Source organism: Methylocystis sp. NC52PC, from assembly GCF_055698645.1.
Genome location: NZ_CP170126.1, coordinates 17,484 through 32,398 on the forward strand (window position 1 = coordinate 17,484; position 14,915 = coordinate 32,398).

13 protein-coding genes and 7 pseudogenes are annotated in these 14,915 nt (G+C 59.1%); 8 read left to right on the forward strand and 12 right to left on the reverse strand.

Features of this window, described 5'->3' with window-relative positions; genetic code table 11:
- Nucleotides 1-10 precede the first annotated feature (10 nt).
- The 6 genes and pseudogenes from istB to ACETII_RS00960 form a co-directional block, all read right to left on the reverse strand.
- Nucleotides 11-877 (reverse strand): IS21-like element helper ATPase IstB, encoded by an 867-nt coding sequence (gene istB, locus ACETII_RS00935; RefSeq protein ID WP_472785498.1) that lies wholly within the window; start codon nucleotides 875-877, stop codon nucleotides 11-13.
- A pseudogene (istA, locus tag ACETII_RS00940) lies at nucleotides 874-2,138 on the reverse strand (IS21 family transposase). Before istA ends, istB begins: the two are co-directional and overlap by 4 nt.
- Nucleotides 2,139-2,470: 332 nt before the next feature.
- Nucleotides 2,471-2,890, reverse strand: a complete 420-nt coding sequence (locus tag ACETII_RS00945) for a hypothetical protein (protein ID WP_472785499.1) — start codon at nucleotides 2,888-2,890, stop codon at nucleotides 2,471-2,473.
- 59 nt (nucleotides 2,891-2,949) lie between these two features.
- On the reverse strand, nucleotides 2,950-3,303 hold the full coding sequence (locus ACETII_RS00950; protein ID WP_472785500.1) for an ISL3 family transposase: 354 nt from the start codon (nucleotides 3,301-3,303) through the stop codon (nucleotides 2,950-2,952).
- An 858-nt stretch (nucleotides 3,304-4,161) separates the two neighbouring features.
- A complete protein-coding gene (locus tag ACETII_RS00955) occupies nucleotides 4,162-4,668 on the reverse strand; it encodes a sensor histidine kinase (RefSeq protein WP_472785501.1) in 507 nt (168 codons plus the stop codon).
- A 108-nt stretch (nucleotides 4,669-4,776) separates the two neighbouring features.
- A pseudogene (locus tag ACETII_RS00960) lies at nucleotides 4,777-4,872 on the reverse strand (TMEM175 family protein); the annotation flags it as partial.
- Between the two features lie 522 nt (nucleotides 4,873-5,394).
- Between ACETII_RS00960 and ACETII_RS00965 the strand changes: the two are divergent.
- Complete coding sequence (locus ACETII_RS00965) at nucleotides 5,395-5,739, forward strand: hypothetical protein (RefSeq protein ID WP_472785557.1); 345 nt, start codon at nucleotides 5,395-5,397, stop codon at nucleotides 5,737-5,739.
- 94 nt (nucleotides 5,740-5,833) lie between these two features.
- Here ACETII_RS00965 and ACETII_RS00970 read toward each other — a convergent pair.
- The 4 genes and pseudogenes from ACETII_RS00970 to ACETII_RS00985 all read right to left on the reverse strand — a co-directional run.
- Nucleotides 5,834-5,884 (reverse strand): annotated as a pseudogene (locus tag ACETII_RS00970) (hypothetical protein); the annotation flags it as partial.
- 73 nt (nucleotides 5,885-5,957) lie between these two features.
- A complete protein-coding gene (locus ACETII_RS00975; RefSeq protein WP_472785502.1) occupies nucleotides 5,958-6,128 on the reverse strand; it encodes a hypothetical protein in 171 nt (56 codons plus the stop codon).
- Nucleotides 6,128-6,439 (reverse strand): KUP/HAK/KT family potassium transporter, encoded by a 312-nt coding sequence (locus tag ACETII_RS00980; RefSeq protein ID WP_472785503.1) that lies wholly within the window; start codon nucleotides 6,437-6,439, stop codon nucleotides 6,128-6,130. The genes ACETII_RS00975 and ACETII_RS00980 overlap by 1 nt, the downstream gene beginning before the upstream one ends.
- 58 nt (nucleotides 6,440-6,497) lie before the next feature.
- Nucleotides 6,498-6,701 (reverse strand): annotated as a pseudogene (locus ACETII_RS00985) (KUP/HAK/KT family potassium transporter); the annotation flags it as partial.
- Here ACETII_RS00985 and ACETII_RS00990 point away from each other — a divergent pair.
- The 3 genes from ACETII_RS00990 to ACETII_RS01000 all read left to right on the forward strand — a co-directional run bounded on the left by ACETII_RS00990 (nucleotide 6,666) and on the right by ACETII_RS01000 (nucleotide 8,634).
- Nucleotides 6,666-7,394 (forward strand): DUF3616 domain-containing protein, encoded by a 729-nt coding sequence (locus ACETII_RS00990; protein WP_472785504.1) that lies wholly within the window; start codon nucleotides 6,666-6,668, stop codon nucleotides 7,392-7,394. The pseudogene ACETII_RS00985 and the gene ACETII_RS00990 sit on opposite strands and share 36 nt — an antisense overlap.
- Nucleotides 7,395-7,557: 163 nt before the next feature.
- Complete coding sequence (locus tag ACETII_RS00995; RefSeq protein ID WP_472785505.1) at nucleotides 7,558-7,983, forward strand: bacteriohemerythrin; 426 nt, start codon at nucleotides 7,558-7,560, stop codon at nucleotides 7,981-7,983.
- Between the two features lie 318 nt (nucleotides 7,984-8,301).
- Nucleotides 8,302-8,634 carry a hypothetical protein gene (locus tag ACETII_RS01000; RefSeq protein ID WP_472785506.1) on the forward strand — a complete coding sequence of 111 codons (333 nt, stop codon included), beginning with the start codon at nucleotides 8,302-8,304 and terminating at the stop codon, nucleotides 8,632-8,634.
- 29 nt (nucleotides 8,635-8,663) lie between these two features.
- On the opposite strand, the pseudogene ACETII_RS01005 reads toward ACETII_RS01000, so the two are convergent.
- Nucleotides 8,664-10,231 (reverse strand): annotated as a pseudogene (locus ACETII_RS01005) (carbohydrate porin); the annotation flags it as partial.
- Between the two features lie 296 nt (nucleotides 10,232-10,527).
- Between ACETII_RS01005 and ACETII_RS01010 the strand changes: the two are divergent.
- The 4 genes and pseudogenes from ACETII_RS01010 to ACETII_RS01025 form a co-directional block, all read left to right on the forward strand.
- Nucleotides 10,528-11,952: a hypothetical protein gene (locus ACETII_RS01010; protein WP_472785507.1), complete on the forward strand. Its 1,425-nt coding sequence runs from the start codon at nucleotides 10,528-10,530 to the stop codon at nucleotides 11,950-11,952.
- Between the two features lie 346 nt (nucleotides 11,953-12,298).
- Nucleotides 12,299-12,610, forward strand: a complete 312-nt coding sequence (locus ACETII_RS01015) for a GlsB/YeaQ/YmgE family stress response membrane protein (RefSeq protein WP_472785508.1) — start codon at nucleotides 12,299-12,301, stop codon at nucleotides 12,608-12,610.
- A gap of 297 nt (nucleotides 12,611-12,907) precedes the next feature.
- Nucleotides 12,908-13,357 carry a peptidoglycan-binding protein LysM gene (lysM, locus tag ACETII_RS01020; RefSeq protein ID WP_472785509.1) on the forward strand — a complete coding sequence of 150 codons (450 nt, stop codon included), beginning with the start codon at nucleotides 12,908-12,910 and terminating at the stop codon, nucleotides 13,355-13,357.
- 381 nt (nucleotides 13,358-13,738) lie between these two features.
- Nucleotides 13,739-13,846: pseudogene (locus tag ACETII_RS01025) on the forward strand (CsbD family protein); the annotation flags it as partial.
- Nucleotides 13,847-13,961: 115 nt separating this feature from the next.
- Here the strand turns inward: ACETII_RS01025 and ACETII_RS01030 are convergent.
- Nucleotides 13,962-14,910, reverse strand: a pseudogene (locus ACETII_RS01030) (IS630 family transposase); the annotation flags it as partial.
- Nucleotides 14,911-14,915: the final 5 nt, after the last annotated feature.

Genomic DNA, 14,915 nt, shown 5'->3' on the forward strand with positions numbered 1-14,915 from the left:
GGCAGGGCGATCAGCCGATGTCTTGATCGGCGCCTCCGTTTTTGGGCGGGCGCCCACGACGACGCAGGGTCGGCGGGATTGGCGCGGGCTGGATGCTCGCTTTCATGCGAACATGTTCGGGCAGCAGATCGGCGTGCTCGCCGAGCCGATAGCTTGAGCCTTCGATTTGAAAGACGACGGCGTGGTGCAGGAGGCGGTCGAGCAGCGCCGTGGCGACGACGGGATCGCCGAAGATCTCGCCCCATTCGGCAAAGCCGCGGTTCGAGGTGAGGATCATCGCGCCCTTTTCATAACGGGCGTTGACGAGCTGGAAGAAGAGATTGCCGCCACCCGGCGTGACGGGCAGATAGCCGATCTCGTCCACGATCAGCAGCGAGAAGCGGCAGAAGTAACGGATCTTTTCTCGAAGCGTCCCTTCGCGTTCGGCCCTCGCCAGCGTCGCGATGATGTCGGCAAGGGAGGCGAAGTAGACGCTGCGACCGGCTTTGACCGCTTCGACCCCGAGCGCCAGGCTGAGATGGGTTTTCCCCGTGCCGGGCGGTCCAATGAGATGGACAGCTTCGGCGCGGTCGATGAACTGCAATTCAGCCAGCGCCATGACGCGGCTCTTGTCGAGCGAAGGCTGGAAGGCAAAGTCGAAGCCGGCGAGCGTCTTGACGGCGGACAGGCGCGCCATCTGAAGCGCCATCCGGACCCGGCGGTTCTCGCGCAGGGTAAGCTCCTCGGTGAGCAGAATGTCGAGCGCGTCCAGCGCTGTAGTCTCGCCTCGCTCGATGCCGCGCAGGGTGACGTCGAGGATTTCGAGGGCGCGCGGCATTCTCAGGCCGACGAGATTGCGTTTGACGCGGTCGATGATGGCCGAGGACATCGCATTCATCGTGAGCCCCCCTGCATGGCCAGGCGACGGCCGACCGCGTCGTAAAAGGCTAACGGGCGCCTTGCGGCATGATCGCCGGCGCGCAGCACGAGGGGCGGCGATGCGTCGGGTGGTCGGCGGCGTGGCGCTAGCGACGGCATTTTGCGATGGGCCGGATCGAGACGTTTTTCGCCGCGGCCTTCGAGCGGCGCATGGGCGGCGATCAATTCGCCGTCCTCGAAGATGCGGATGGCGTCGGCGAAGACATGGACATCGAGGACGCGCCGCCGGGTTGTGTCCGGGACGCTGTAGAGATTGCCGCCGACGCTGACCATGCCTTCATGCGACGCGCGCCGCTCGAGCCGAAGCACGGCCTGATAGGGCGTGGACGGCAACGGCTGGAGCAGCGCCTTCTCTTCAGCAAAAGCCTCATCGACGACGCGCCTGGTCGTGGCGTGGACCCTCGGATTGGCGACCGTATCGAGCCAAGTCCGGAGCTGGGCGCTCAGGTCATCGAGATTGCGGAAGGCGCCGCCGAGGAAAAAATCTTCCCGGATATAGCGGAAGGGCCGCTCCACCTTACCCGTCGTTTTGGCGCGGTAGGGTTTGCAGGCGCGCGGCTGAAAGCCGTATGGCGCGCCAGATCCAGCAGCGCGCGATTGTAGACGACGAGGCCATCCGGGTCTTCGCCGATAACGGCCGTCTTCATTCGATCGTAGAGGATCTCGTGCGGGACGCCTCTGAGCGCCTGGAAGGCGGCCATGTGGCAGCGCAGGACGCTCTGCATATCCTGATGCAGGACGAAGCGCGCCCAGATGAAGCGGGAACGGCCCAGGACCATGGAAAAGAGCCAGACGATCCGCTTGGCGCCGGGCTCGTCGAGGAACTCGACATCGAAGCGAGCGAAGTCGACTTGCGCCTGTTCGCCGGGCGGCGTCTCGAAGCGCACCTCGAAGCCTTTCGGGCGCGGCGGCCGAAGTTCGCGCAGGAAGTCAGTGACCGCAGTGTAGCCACCGGCATATCCGCGGTCCTTGATCTCTCGCCATAGCCGGCGGCCGCTCAGAGCCGGATAGGCCCCGAGGCGCTCCCGCAGATAGGGCTCGAAAGTTGTAATCGCGCGTTCGCGTGGCGGCCGTGCCTTGTAGCTGGGCACCGCCAGCCCCGAGGCGATGTGCTTGCGGACCGTCTTCCTGTCGATTCCGAGCTGGCGCGCTATCGCGGACACAGAGACACCCTGACGATGCAATTCCAGGATCATGACAATTTCCCCGAGTTTGATCACCGCGCCCTCCCTCCCGCCAACGGGAGCAGCATCGGTGAGTCGGCGCGCCGCCCGGCCTTCCAGGGCATGCCCTGGAAGGCCGGGCGTCACGAAAACTGGGGAATTTTCAATCGGCACATTTGGGGAGTTTACGTCCGGCACTCACAGCTGTAGGGCATGGATGCCAGAATGCCGCGCATCATCGAGCCAAGAGGCGAGCTTGTCGGGGTCGGTGCCCCGTAAAAGGCCACAAAATCGCATTGCCAGTCCACGCATGACGACAAAGCTCGGAGACGCTTCTTTCAACACGGCGACCTTGGCGGCCTGAGAATGGGTAAGCATGCGCGTCGGCTTCATGCAAAGAGTGGCCGCGACGAGTGGGGAGATTTGCCAGCCTGTCGCTGGATCGATAGCGCGCTCCTCTCTTGTCGGCTCTCTCCGCCGGCTCGTCCCAGGACGCTCCACGCGCCGCCATTCAGAAAGAAGGCGCTCCAGATGGGAACGGCTGCCCATGTAGCCGCGATGCCGGACGTCGTGAAGTAGTCGACGGCCGATCTTGTCGCCCTCCGCCCATCGGCGGGCAAGAAAGTCGGCTTCAGCGTCACTCGACGACGATCCGGCAAAGAATCCGCCTCGATCCAGTTGGCGATCGTCCCACGGCCGATCCCGATCTCCGCGGCGATGTCGACAAAGCTCTTGCCCGAGGCGTGTAGGGCCTTAGCCTGCGCGAACATCTGCTCCCTTGCGTCACGATTTCTGCTGCGCAGCACCAATTGACGGTCGCCCGGGGCAGGCGGAAGTCGGGAGCGACCGCCAAAGCAACTGACCGCTGTCATCTGCCGCTCGATGGCCTCACGCAGTTCTGCAACAAATGAAAGCGGTCGGCGACCTGGCGGGCCTGCGGAGCGCCCTGCCGGATGCCCTGGGCGTAAAGTCCGCAGCGGTCGCGGCTCACGATCTCGATCTCAGGCCGCCGCGCGACCCAATCAGCGGTCTCCTTGGCCGAGCGGGTCTCCAGGACGTCGGCGACGGTTCGGCGCTCCAAATCAACGATGATCGTCCCATAGGTAAAGCCCTTGCGCCAGCTCCAGTCGTCGATGGCGATCACCCGCAGAGGAGCCAGGTCGACGCGCTCACGAACATGACGTTTCAGCTGGCGAAGGATCGCGTTGTCGCTGATCGGCATGGCAAGCCGCGCCAGCAATCTTTCGCTCGGCAGACCTCCTGCAGTGTGCCCGCCGGACGATCTCTGCGACCCGGACGGTGCGGCGCGCCATGGGAGTAGCGAGCGAAGGTAGGCGTTCCACGAAGGTCGGAGGTTCGGACGAATTGGCGCGCAGGGTTCTGGGAGGCGGCCCAGGAAGCGTGCACGCCACTCCCCCGGCCGACCCGGCGGCGCACGCCAGAGACCCGCTAACCCGGGCTAAAGAAAGCCCCGCCCGCGCCCGAGAGTCTCGCCGAAGCCCGCGACACTCTCGTTCGCGATTTCGAAGGTCTAATAGCGAGGCCGATCATAACCGCGATCGCGACGTCCATAATAATCGCGGCCTCGGTCGCGACGTCCGTCATAATCACGGTCCCGGTAGCGACGCCCTTCATAGCTGCTGTCTCGGTGCCTGTTAGAGCCCCCAAGACCTCGAATAACCCTACCGGCGATGTCACCTGCGTCGTCGTCGCGCACCTGTGTTGCAGTCGTAACGCCCGGCACACTAAAGATCGGCAATGCCGAGGCGCTGGTGATAAGACAGGCTCCACTGAAAGCAACAGCAAGCATTGCGTTTTTAACATTCATTAGAGAACCCCATGAATTTGTGCGCGCGCTCGCGATGGCAGATGCGCGATCGTCCGATATATGGGCGTCTGATATTGGGTTTCCATAGTATGTAAGCGAAGCACGCGGTCGCATGGCAAAGACCGAGCCCTTGCCAAGTTTGGAGGCGACACGGACCTGATGGCCGAGGAGGCCTCCCAGGCGCTGCACGATGGAAAGACCGAGCCCAAGTCCCCGTTTGCGTTCGCGCGCGGCATTGTCGATCTGATGATATTAGTCGAAGATGGCGCGAAGCTCGCCCTTGGGGATTCCGATTCCGGTGTCCCAGATCTCGATGCTCAGCATTCCCTTCCGCCGACGGCAACCGAGCAACACTTTGCCTTTTCGGGTGTATTTCAGGGCGTTAGACAACAGGTTGCGGATCATCTGCTCGAGCAGCGCCGGATCGCTGCATATTGAAAGCCCACACGAGACCAACCGGAAGGAAAGTCCCTGTGCTTGCGCGTGATCCGTGAACTCTCTTTTCAGCCGCTGGAGAAGATCGCTGATCGGAAAGCAGACGATTTCCGGTCGCACCGTGCCGGCCTCGATTTGGTTGATGTCGAGCAGCGCGTTCAACATACCGGACATGGCGTCCAACGTTTCGTCGAAGCGCGCGACCAGCTTCTTTGCTTTCTCTCCCTCGACGGTCTTGGCCAGCAGCCCCTGCAGAAGTACGAGCGATTGTAGCGGCTGACGGAGATCATGACTTGCGGCGGCGAGAAAGCGCGACTTTGCCATATTGGCCTGTTGCGCCTGAAGCTTGGCAGCTTCTAGCGCTTGCTGAGCGCGGTGTCTTTCGCTGACATCGGCAAGTGATCACAACGCCTTTACGGCATCAGCTTGGCTGGGAACCTTGATCTCTAAAACAAGTAAGGTAATTGCAATCGCAAAGACGCCGTCGCTAAGGGCCTCGATTCTGCTTGTTTCCACTTGCTTTTGCAAAGATCGCCTACACCTTCATCACAAACAATACCAGTGCGAGAAAGCGGTCTTCGATAGCTCAGCTCGGGGTAACAGATGTTCGAGATCGGCAAGGAAGCTTGATCCTGCGGCGGGCAGAGGCCGCCATCCTTTCACGGCCCGCGCCGCCGTTCACCTTTGACGGGGCGGTCCGATAATCTTCTTTAGAGCAACCGCGGCGTGATTCAGCCAGTCGGCCACAGCACTGACCCATGCGGTGGAAGGGCGCCCGGGCCCCTTTAGATGGTCCGCCCGATGGATGGCGTGACGAAGCCGGCGAACACAAAGAGGAGCACGAGTCCGATGCCCATGGCGATGACGATGGCCTTTTTGCTCATCCTATGAATATTGACCTCGACCGAGTTCGGACAAGGCGGACAATGTTTGGGCTCGAACGGGCACTCTGATGTAAGCGCCGATCTCCCATTCGGTTTTCGGGTTTCATCACGGTTGGCAGATCTCAGATTCTTCCGAAGGTCGAGATGTGACGGGCAGGATTCGAAGATGGACGGGAGCGTCCTGCAGAATCCGGTGCATAAGACGCTAAACACGGGCTTCGCGATGTCAAGACCGATTGTCGTTACCGTGTGCATGCTCGGCTCCTCAGAATCGAAGGGGTCCTACGCCCAAATTCTCGTGCCGAGAGGAACCGCCCACAGCATCACAAGCGGACAAATGCGTCGCGGTTCAGATTTCAATCTGTCCCCCGAGTTCGAAGACGCGACCGGCTGGAATCTTTCCGTCGCCGGCAGCGCATTGACTGTGCATGAACTTGAAGATGTGTATTTTCATGCGGCTCCATTTCGACGCAGAGACAGCGACAATCACCGGACGTCCAATGAAGAATAATGTTTCGGCCACATTGAAGCTGATCGGACACGAAAGCGATTCGAGGCATCGCGCGCGGGATATTCGGTTGCTCCATAAAGCCGTAGCGAACGCTCATGGCGTGAAAGTCCTCGGCGAGGCCGGCATCCTCAACGCGGTTCGCCATATCGATGCGCGCGGAACGTGTTCTGCCGTGACCTGTAGAAGCACGATGCGTTCATGCAATATTTTATTGTGTTTTAATTTTGCAGAAGCGAAACGGGAACAACATCATTGCGACCCGCGAGATAGACTGCCGTTCCCTTCACGCACGTTTGGTCTTGATGTTTCGCGAGAAAGTCGGGGACTGGAATAGTGCCGCTCTCCAGCGCGCGGCGTAGAGCTGCAGAACCCTGGCTCCAGCAAGTCATCAGGAAAAACAGAATGCTGGCGACGACAAGCGGTATCCAGCCACCCTCGAAAAAACTTCGCCATATTTGCCGCAACGAATGAGCCGTCGACGACGATGAACAGCCCCACCTCGGTTAGCTGAGCGGCAGGTCCAACGCCAGACCTCCCGCATCGCGATGAACATCAGAACGCTGGTAAGGAGCATCGTCAGCGACACGGCAATGCCGAAAGCGGCGGCAAGACTGTCTGAGGAGCGGAAGACCATGGTCAGGATCAGCGTCAACGTCATCAGCGCCCAATTGACGAAGCCGACGTAAATCTGGCCGATCACTTTCCTCCGAAGTCTGCACAATATGAACGCGCGGGAGAAGCCGAAGCTGGATCGCTTGAGGTGTCATCAAAAAGGCGCCGGTAATGATGGACTGGCTGGCGATGACGGTGGCGACTGTCGCCAATATTACATAAGAGCGCGTAGCCGGGCTGGCGATACACAAAAAGGCGTCCAAAGGGAGACGACGGTGTCTGGAGCTTTTCGGAGCGCGCTTGCAGCAGTCATCTTGATCATTTTTGTGCCGGGGATGGCGGCTCCACAAGCCAGCGAACCGCCCCTGATCGGCCCAGACGAAGGGCCGTGGGAATTAGACGGCGGCTTTAAATTCAAGAAAAAGGAGGAGACGCGGAGAGCGCTGAGCGGGGTGGCCTGCCTGCCTGCCTCGCGCGGGCAGCGCCGTTGCCTTGCGGTGTTCGATGAAGGAGGAGAGGCGCGGCGCCTCACACTTGCGGACCACGGCTACTCGACAGACAACAAAAGCTTAGTCCTACTGCCCGGCAAAGCGGAGCTGGACGCGGAAGGTGCGACAACCGATGGCCGTTACTTCTATGTTACCGGTTCGCATAGCGCAAAGCAGGAAAATTGCGTAAATAACCCGGACAGCCGGCACGTCATTCGCTTCCCAGTGGAGGCGTCTCCCAACGGAAGCAGTGCCGATCTGTCCGTTACGGGCGCGCTTTGGACCATTATGAAAGGCGTGCCAGAGCTAACGGAATCTGTCGACGTTGTTCCGTGCGAAAAGGCTTCCAACACTGATTCGCAAAAACGCGGGGTCAACATTGAAGGGCTCGCCGTGAAGGATGGTCGTCTCTTTTTCGGCTTTCGTAGTCCGGCCGTCGGTGGCGCGGCCAAGATATTATCCGTAGACGTCGAACAGCTTTTCAGCGGAGGTGGTGCAGATCCAAGATTATTCACTCTTTTTCTCGGGCCGGGCCGGCCTGCGACAAGAAGATAAAGCCAGAGGCGCTCGCCGTGACGGAGGATGAGGCGGGCAAGCCATACAGGGCGGTGATTTTCTCTGACGGCATGTGCGACGGCGGTCCGCTCATTTTCACGATTCCGAGATGAGGAGAAAGCCGCCCCTTCTCACACAATCACCGCTGAAAGGGTCTCTTAAAATGCAGGAGCCGAAATCAGAAGACTCAAACCCGCTTTGCCTCGAGGCAAAGGAGCACAGGGCTATCGAAGATCAAATCAATCTAATCAGGCGCGAGCTCGACAGCGCTTCGCCGGATGCGATGCGCATTTACGAATATCTGCGTTCATTGCGTTCAATGACTGAAGAACATTTTAAGCATGAGGAGCATTGGATGATCCTTGAAGGGTACCCAGGGGCTATCCTTCACAAAAGAGACCATGACTATCTCGTGAAAGGCCTCAGGGAGTTTACGTCGCAGCTTGTCGACGAAACCACTCTGTCTCCAAGTGTTGGCGAGAGCCTGCAAAGCTGGCTCCGGTTTCATATTAAAAGATTTGATGACGCCTATCAGGAATTTCTTAGCCGCCGAAAAGACAGAATCTCAATCCCGATCGGATTTCGTTAAGTCGTAGGGTATCTGGTTTCGCGCCTTAGTTTGTCGCAGAGGAGAGGATCTGGTTGCTTGTTAGCTTTACACGACAATTGACGGCCGCGAAGCAAATCGGCCATGATCTCCTCAGAGCCCACGCGCTTGCGCGACGTCTACGCCCCTCACGGGTAAAGACAACGCCGCTGGCCATGACGTTGGCCATTTAGAAAAAGGGAATCATAGCTCTATCTCTTCATGCGCACATCTGGACGAGAGAACGGCGTCAATTGCAAAGCTGACAGGCAACAATCAGTGGCGTGGCGGTTATTCACGCTTGGGGCAGGAGCGACTAGAATGAAGAGATGTTTCCTCTTGGCTGGCGTTTTTGCTGCATTTGTCCATTCTGCAGCAGCACACCACTTAGACGGATTTGACGCACGTATTCGAGGCGAGGCTCATCTGCCCGCCGAGTGGTTCAATTGCAAATCAGAGAAAGATTGCGATCTGGTTTCCGTTCCTTGCCAAAATGACCTTGCCGTGAATGCAACGCATAAAGATGAAGCGCGAGAAGCGCTTATCAGAAAATACCCCTTCTGCTTGGGAATGAGCCTCCACGACACGAAAGCATCCTGCGAGAAGCATGAATGTATCACGGAAGAAGCGAAGCCAAACGACAAAATAAAATGATTGCGTAACCCAGCGCGTGCCGTTCCGCTTCAGAAAGCCGCGCGAAGCCGCAGGCCGAACACATTGATGGGCCCCCTATCAAGATTGTGTGCAGGATTGACAATCAGTTCGTAATCGAACGTAGCGTCCAGGTTTTTGCCGAATCCGAGTTTGTAATAGGCCTCCAAATTCTTCTCCCCGCCATATGTTAGCGCCCCATCGCCGATATAGACGCTTGTGCCGCCAAGTCGAAAATAACGCACACGGTCGCCATGCAAGCCACCCAAAGCGCCGGCGACACCGATCTCGTCATCTTCGCGATCCCACATGGCTCCCGCCGCGACAAGGCCCATAGAAAGTTGCCGGTCGACATCGGTGTAATCGACCGTTTCATATCGACCATCCGTTATGCTCGCCCGCATGAAGTAGCCGAGATTAGGTATGATTTCCTGCTTGATGTTTATTCCCCCTCCCATTTTCACAGCGCGGCGGCGGGCGGGGCCTACGCCCGGAGGGAACTCGCCAGTAATGAACGCGCAATCGATGAGGTCGCTCACTTTGCTGAGGTAGCCGTTGTCGCCGTAGAGCAGAAACTTAATTGCCCCAGGCCGACCCAGTAGTTCGTACCGTCCTTCCACTCTCCGACGCCCATGAACTGACGAAACAGCCTTGGCTCAATGTCAAGACTGTTTGGAATCGTCGAGAGTTGAAAAGCGCCGCCGCGCGCGGTCCACCAATCTTGTTTCCATTCCACTGCAAGCCCGTGGGTGTAACCCCACGCGTCTGCGGCGTAATCGAAGGCCCCATGGTGTTGAAGGCGAAGTTCAGAAAGCCAGTTGTAGGATCGTGCGCGTAAGCGTTGTCGTCGAAGACGTCGCCAACGGCGAACTTTCCGAGCGTGACGATGACGCGGTCCTTGTCCACTTTGCCGGAGATCTGATTTTGCGTCGATTCCAGCACTTCACTTCTCGACCCTTCGTCCGGGTCATGCCCCTGATCGCCGCCGCCTAAACCAAAAATCTGGCGCAGGAAATAGCGCTGAAACCGCATTTAATATATAAGGCGCTGCGCGACCGACCTTCGCCACAGCGCTATTCACATAGGCTGCCGCGCCTACGGAATTAGCCAGGCCATAGCCCTGGTCAATCTCAGGATTGAGATAGGCGGCCCCACCTTCCCATAGACGCAGGCCGACGAATAAATTCGTCGTGGAGCCAACGTTAGCCTTGCCGCCAGATGGAAAACTATTTGGACCATCATACAAGGCGCGAAACCTGGGATAGCCCTGCGCGACATGCGTGGTCTGCGCGTGGACGCTGTATTGCTCTGTCCCGCTCTTATCCTTGTCGCTGCTGCCTGCGCTACGGTCCGCCTCCGGCCTACCATAGTCAATCGATCCCGGAATGCGGTTTTCCGCGCCGAAGTGGTAGTTGAGGCCAAAGCGCAGAATGTGATTTTCGTTACGAATACGCGAGAAATATTGGTTGCCAGAGCCGTCGTCGAAGATCTGCGTATTCAACGACTGGCTGAGAAAGAGATATTCTGCCCGCGCCGACCAGTCAGCGGCGAAGGCGTATTCGAAGCCCGCGCCGATGACATATTTCATCCGCGAGGACCTAAGCAGAGTCGTTTGTCCTAAACCCATGTAGGATGCTAAAGCACAGGTCGTCGAGCACAATTGTAACTGCGAACCCGATTCTTGCACGAAACAGAGCTGCACTAATGCTGCTTTGTTGCTGTGGCGTTGCGGGAAGGCTCAGGTAGGATGCACCCTGCATAGGCTCCCCCAAGTGCAGTTGGAGATGGGGATTGCCGTGTAAATTGAATTTTTCAGGTCTCGCCGGAGACATGACGACGCGCTTCTAGAACCTTCGCCGCAACGCCCATCGACCTGGTTCGCGGGTTGAAGCCATTATGGATGACCGCCCCGACCCCTTCTCCGCTCCCGCCACAGCCGCGCGCTCCGGCGCTCTCGCCAACGCGATCGTCGTAGATCTCGCGCCGTCATTCGAAATCTCTCCGTGGCTTTATATGCAATTCATGGAACCGCTCGGCGTCACCGACAGCTCGGTTGCAGCCTGCTGGGATGATGACGCTGACGACTGGCGCGAGGACTTCGTCGACGCGGTGCGAGACCTCGCGCCGGGAGCCATACGCTTGGGAGGACTCTTCAGTCGTTACTACAAATGGCGCGAGGGGATCGGTCCGGCCGCCGAGCGGCCGCCAATGCGCAACTATGTCTGGGGCGGATGGGAGACCAATCGAGTTGGCACGGACGAGTTCATCGACCTCTGCCGACGCGTCAACGCCGAACCCTTCTTCTGTGTGAATTTCCTCGCCGATGGGGTGAAGCGCTACGCCACGCGCGCCGGCGATGCCGAGGAGGCGGCCGAATGGGTGCGCTATTCCAAGTTGAAGCTCTGGCAGATCGGCAACGAGACTTCCTATGAGCCGTCATGTTTCGGCAAGGAGGAGGCGATCGCGCACACCATCGAATTCGCCCGGGCGATGCGGCGGGTCGATGCGTCCATCAAGCTGATAGGGTGGGGCGACCGCGGCGGTGACGGAAAGCTTTGGGCGACGGACATGGAGAAACAGGCCGGCGAATTCATCGATCTCGTCGCCATTCACATGATGAATCAGATTCCGAAGCGGCCGGACACAGCGCTCGAGGGCCTGCGCTATCAGCAGGACCCTGCGCGCGCGTGGGATGAATTGCTCGAGCTGTCGGATGATGTGGAGCGGCGGGTCGTGGAGATCGAGCAGGCGACGCAGATGCCAATTGCAATCACGGAGGGGCATCTCAGTCTCGGCCCTCACAATATAAACCCAATTCTCTACGAATGGCTTACCGCGGCATACCACGCGCGGTCGCTGAACATTTACCAGCGGCATGGCGCGCGTGTCCGCATCGCCACTGCGGCCGACTTGCAGGGCAGCCGCTGGACAACGACGTCGGTGATGACGCCGACCCCACGCGGCAGGAGCTACCTCATGCCGGCCGGGTCGATCGCGCGGCTCTTCCGCAAGCACAATGGAACGCACGGGGTAGCGGTAAGATCGGCGCCGGCTGGGCTCGACGTCGCTGCGAGTCGAGCGGGCGACAGGTTGTTCCTGCATGTCGCGAACGTCCTGTATGACCGAGCGGTCGAGGCGAGCTTCCCGGGGACAAAGGGTGGCCGCGTGATCGAAATCGCGCCAGAGAACTTGAGGAGCTATGTCGATCAGGACCAGCCGGACACGTTCCGCCCATGCGAGACCGAGCTGAAGGCGGCGACCTGGCGATTTCCGGCTGGGTCAGTCGCGGCGGTCGAACTGACGCTTTCGGTTGAAGGCTAGCGTCTCATGCTTCACTTTGAAGAAATTGGAATTGTGGCAAAATTCGAGGAACGTGGAAATGAAAAACTTGATGCAATCGCCTTCATGTGACGCCGGATACACCTATTTGGCAGATTCTTCAGGCTGGACGGAGACTGATCAATAAGCGGAGCCGACAAACTGGGCCTCAGCAAGACAGGAGCAGTATCCGACGATGAATATAGTCCCGAACCGCCCGCGATCAGCGCAGAGGGGTTGCCAAAGGCCGCGTGCTTGTCTGGCATGAAGAAATTTTTCCTCGCGAGGGCGCGCCAATCAACAAGGGCGACCCATTTGTCACCTCAGTCCATGGTATCAGGAGGTCGCGATGGATCAGCCGCTAGGTATTCTCGGAACGCCCGACGTCGGATTTTTCGCTCTTCTTGTCATTGGCGGACTGGCGGGCTGGATAGCGGGTATGGTTACAGGGGCGCGTCACTGGCTACTGACGAACGTCCTTGTGGGGGTCGCAGGATCGTGGATCGGATCGCAGCTCGCAGACCTTTTAGGCATTGTGGTGCGCGGGTCGCTTGGGCATTTTATTGCAGCCCTCGTGGGCTCCATTTTGATCATCACCGTGTGGCAGAGATTCAATCCGGAGGGAAGAGAAGGATATTCGGATAGGTATCCTTCGATTTGATATCGCGCAGCGCAACGACGGGAGGAAGCTACCGACGTCTTTCCCCACGCCTTACGATAGCTTTCCCTGAGCGTTCATGACCGAGTAACTCGTCCCCTCGGATAACGGTTGCCTCGCAACGTCATCCATCCTCATGCAAGCGCTCTTGCGTGTCGCTGCTGCGGGCACAGTCCAAGAATGCGTTGATGGCCTCGGGCCTGATTGTCCAGGAACGACTTCACAGTCCCTAGAGTTAATGCCAGTGGCTTATCGGAGCTGCGCAAGGCCGAATACCTGTGCGTATGAGCGGAGGGTGAAATGGGGCTCTTGGATTTTTTAACAGGCAAGGGTAAAGCCGCGCCCGCCCCGACAGTCGCCGTCAACACCACGGTTACTGCTGACGACCTGAAGAAAGAAATCGCCAAGCAGGGCCTCGACGCATCCAAGATCGACATTAAGGTCGACGGCGACAAGGTGACGCTCAGCGGTAGCGCACTCACCGCGGCAGATGTGGATAAGATTGTTCTTGCCGTCGACACCGCCAAGGGGGTGGCTAGGGTCGAGAACAACATAGTCGCTGTGAACGCCAATGCGGAACCCAGATTCTATACGGTGCAACGAGGCGATACTCTCTGGAAGATCGCTGAATCGCATTATGGCCGCGGCAAGGGCGGCAGATATAAAGAAATCTTCGAGGCGAATAGGCCGTTGCTGAGGGACCCCGATAAAATTTATCCCGGCCAAAAACTTCGCATCCCTGGGCTATAGGTGTTGGAGGAACAGCGGGGCTCAACTTGCCGTTGGGCGAAAGTACAGGGGCCGTACAGTGGGCTTAGCGCCGTCATCCCGACGAAACGCCCGCACCACCCCAGCATCTACGGTCGCGGGCTCCGATGTCGGAAGTTTTGCCCTTGCGTTTCCGGGAGAACCGGTGGCTGCATTTCGTAAGCGCGCGCGGATCTCACTCCGACAAATTTATAAGGCGGTTCGGCCTCACAGCGGTGGAACTGGCCATGCAAGAGGCCGTCGCCGCTGCAAAGAACACGCCGCGCGCTTCGCTCGCCTCAGCAGCGCTCGCGCCGGAACAAGGCAGCGGGTGAACGCGTTCTGAGCGCTCCGGGCTGGCGACTTATGCGGCCGGCCAACCCCATGGCAGGCAACCGCGAGCAGTTTGAAGGCGCGATCCAGAAAAAATACGGGATCGAAAAAGATCAGGCAAAACGCAACGTCGACGACTGGCTGAAGACGCTGCATTGAACCAAACGAACCGGTGACGGTGTGGACAGGAGGTGTAATCTAACCGCAGCAACTGTCCCAAGTTGATGAAAGAACGCCCCGAGCGTGGATGTATCGGCGGGGCGTTTTTCGTTATCTAGTGGATTGAGTCTAACGCTTGGTGCCCGCGTTTGACGGCGGCGAGAATTTTGTCGGGGTTGGCGGTCCATGTGAATGGCTTCGCCTCACCATTATGCTCCTCGACGAAACGGTTGATGGCTGCCTGAAGATCGGCGACCGAGTGGAAGACGCCGCGCATTAACCGCCGCTTTGTAAGCTTAGCGAAGAAGCCCTCGACGGCGTTGATCCAGGAGCAGGCGGTCGGCGTGAAGTGGAAGTTGAAGCGTTCGTGGCGGGCGAGCCATTGGCGCACCTTGGGGTGCTTGTGGGCGGCGTAATTGTCCAAGATCTACCACTTTTTCCGCAGGAACTTCGGCCTCGATGGCGTTGAGGAAGCGGATGAACTCTTGATGACGGTGGCGCTGCATGTTGCGCCCGATCACTGTGCCGTCGAGCACGTTGAGCGCGGCGAATAGCGTGGTGGTTCCGTGGCGCATGTAGTCATGGGTCATGGTCCCGGCGCGGCCCTTTTTGATAGGCAGCCCAGGTTGAGTGCGGTCGAGCGCCTGGATCTGGCTCTTTTCGTCTACGCTGAGCACGATGGCATACGCCGGCGGCTCGACATAGAGCCCGACGATGTCGCGCAACTTGGCTGTGAACTCTGGATCCTTCGAGAGCTTGAACATCCGGACGCGATGCGGCTGAAGCCCATGCGCCCGCCAGATCCGCTGCACGGAGCTCACCGAGACGCCGACGACTTTGGCCATCATCATGCCGGTCCAATGCGTCGCTTCGAAAGGCGGCTCCTGCTGCGTCAGGGCGACGATGCGTTCCGCTATGTCTTGTCCAAGGCGCGCGATACGGGAGGGGCGGGTCTTGTCCCGCAGAAGGCCCTCTACGCCTTCCTCCACGAAACGCTCCTGCCAGCGCCAGATGCAGGTCTTCGACCTGCCTGTCCGGCGCATGATCTCATTCCTGCCGACGCCGGCCG

Excerpts from the sequence above, each read along its gene's own strand:
- istB (WP_472785498.1), bottom strand. The coding sequence starts at position 877 with ATGAATGCGATGTCCTCGGCCATCATCGACCGCGTCAAACGCAATCTC.
- ACETII_RS00950 (WP_472785500.1), bottom strand. The coding sequence starts at position 3,303 with ATGCCGATCAGCGACAACGCGATCCTTCGCCAGCTGAAACGTCATGTT.
- ACETII_RS00955 (WP_472785501.1), bottom strand. The coding sequence starts at position 4,668 with ATGGCAAAGTCGCGCTTTCTCGCCGCCGCAAGTCATGATCTCCGTCAG.
- ACETII_RS00965 (WP_472785557.1), top strand. The coding sequence starts at position 5,395 with ATGGACGGGAGCGTCCTGCAGAATCCGGTGCATAAGACGCTAAACACG.
- ACETII_RS00975 (WP_472785502.1), bottom strand. The coding sequence starts at position 6,128 with ATGACTTGCTGGAGCCAGGGTTCTGCAGCTCTACGCCGCGCGCTGGAG.
- ACETII_RS00995 (WP_472785505.1), top strand. The coding sequence starts at position 7,558 with ATGCAGGAGCCGAAATCAGAAGACTCAAACCCGCTTTGCCTCGAGGCA.
- ACETII_RS01000 (WP_472785506.1), top strand. The coding sequence starts at position 8,302 with ATGAAGAGATGTTTCCTCTTGGCTGGCGTTTTTGCTGCATTTGTCCAT.
- ACETII_RS01010 (WP_472785507.1), top strand. The coding sequence starts at position 10,528 with ATGGATGACCGCCCCGACCCCTTCTCCGCTCCCGCCACAGCCGCGCGC.
- ACETII_RS01015 (WP_472785508.1), top strand. The coding sequence starts at position 12,299 with ATGGATCAGCCGCTAGGTATTCTCGGAACGCCCGACGTCGGATTTTTC.
- lysM (WP_472785509.1), top strand. The coding sequence starts at position 12,908 with ATGGGGCTCTTGGATTTTTTAACAGGCAAGGGTAAAGCCGCGCCCGCC.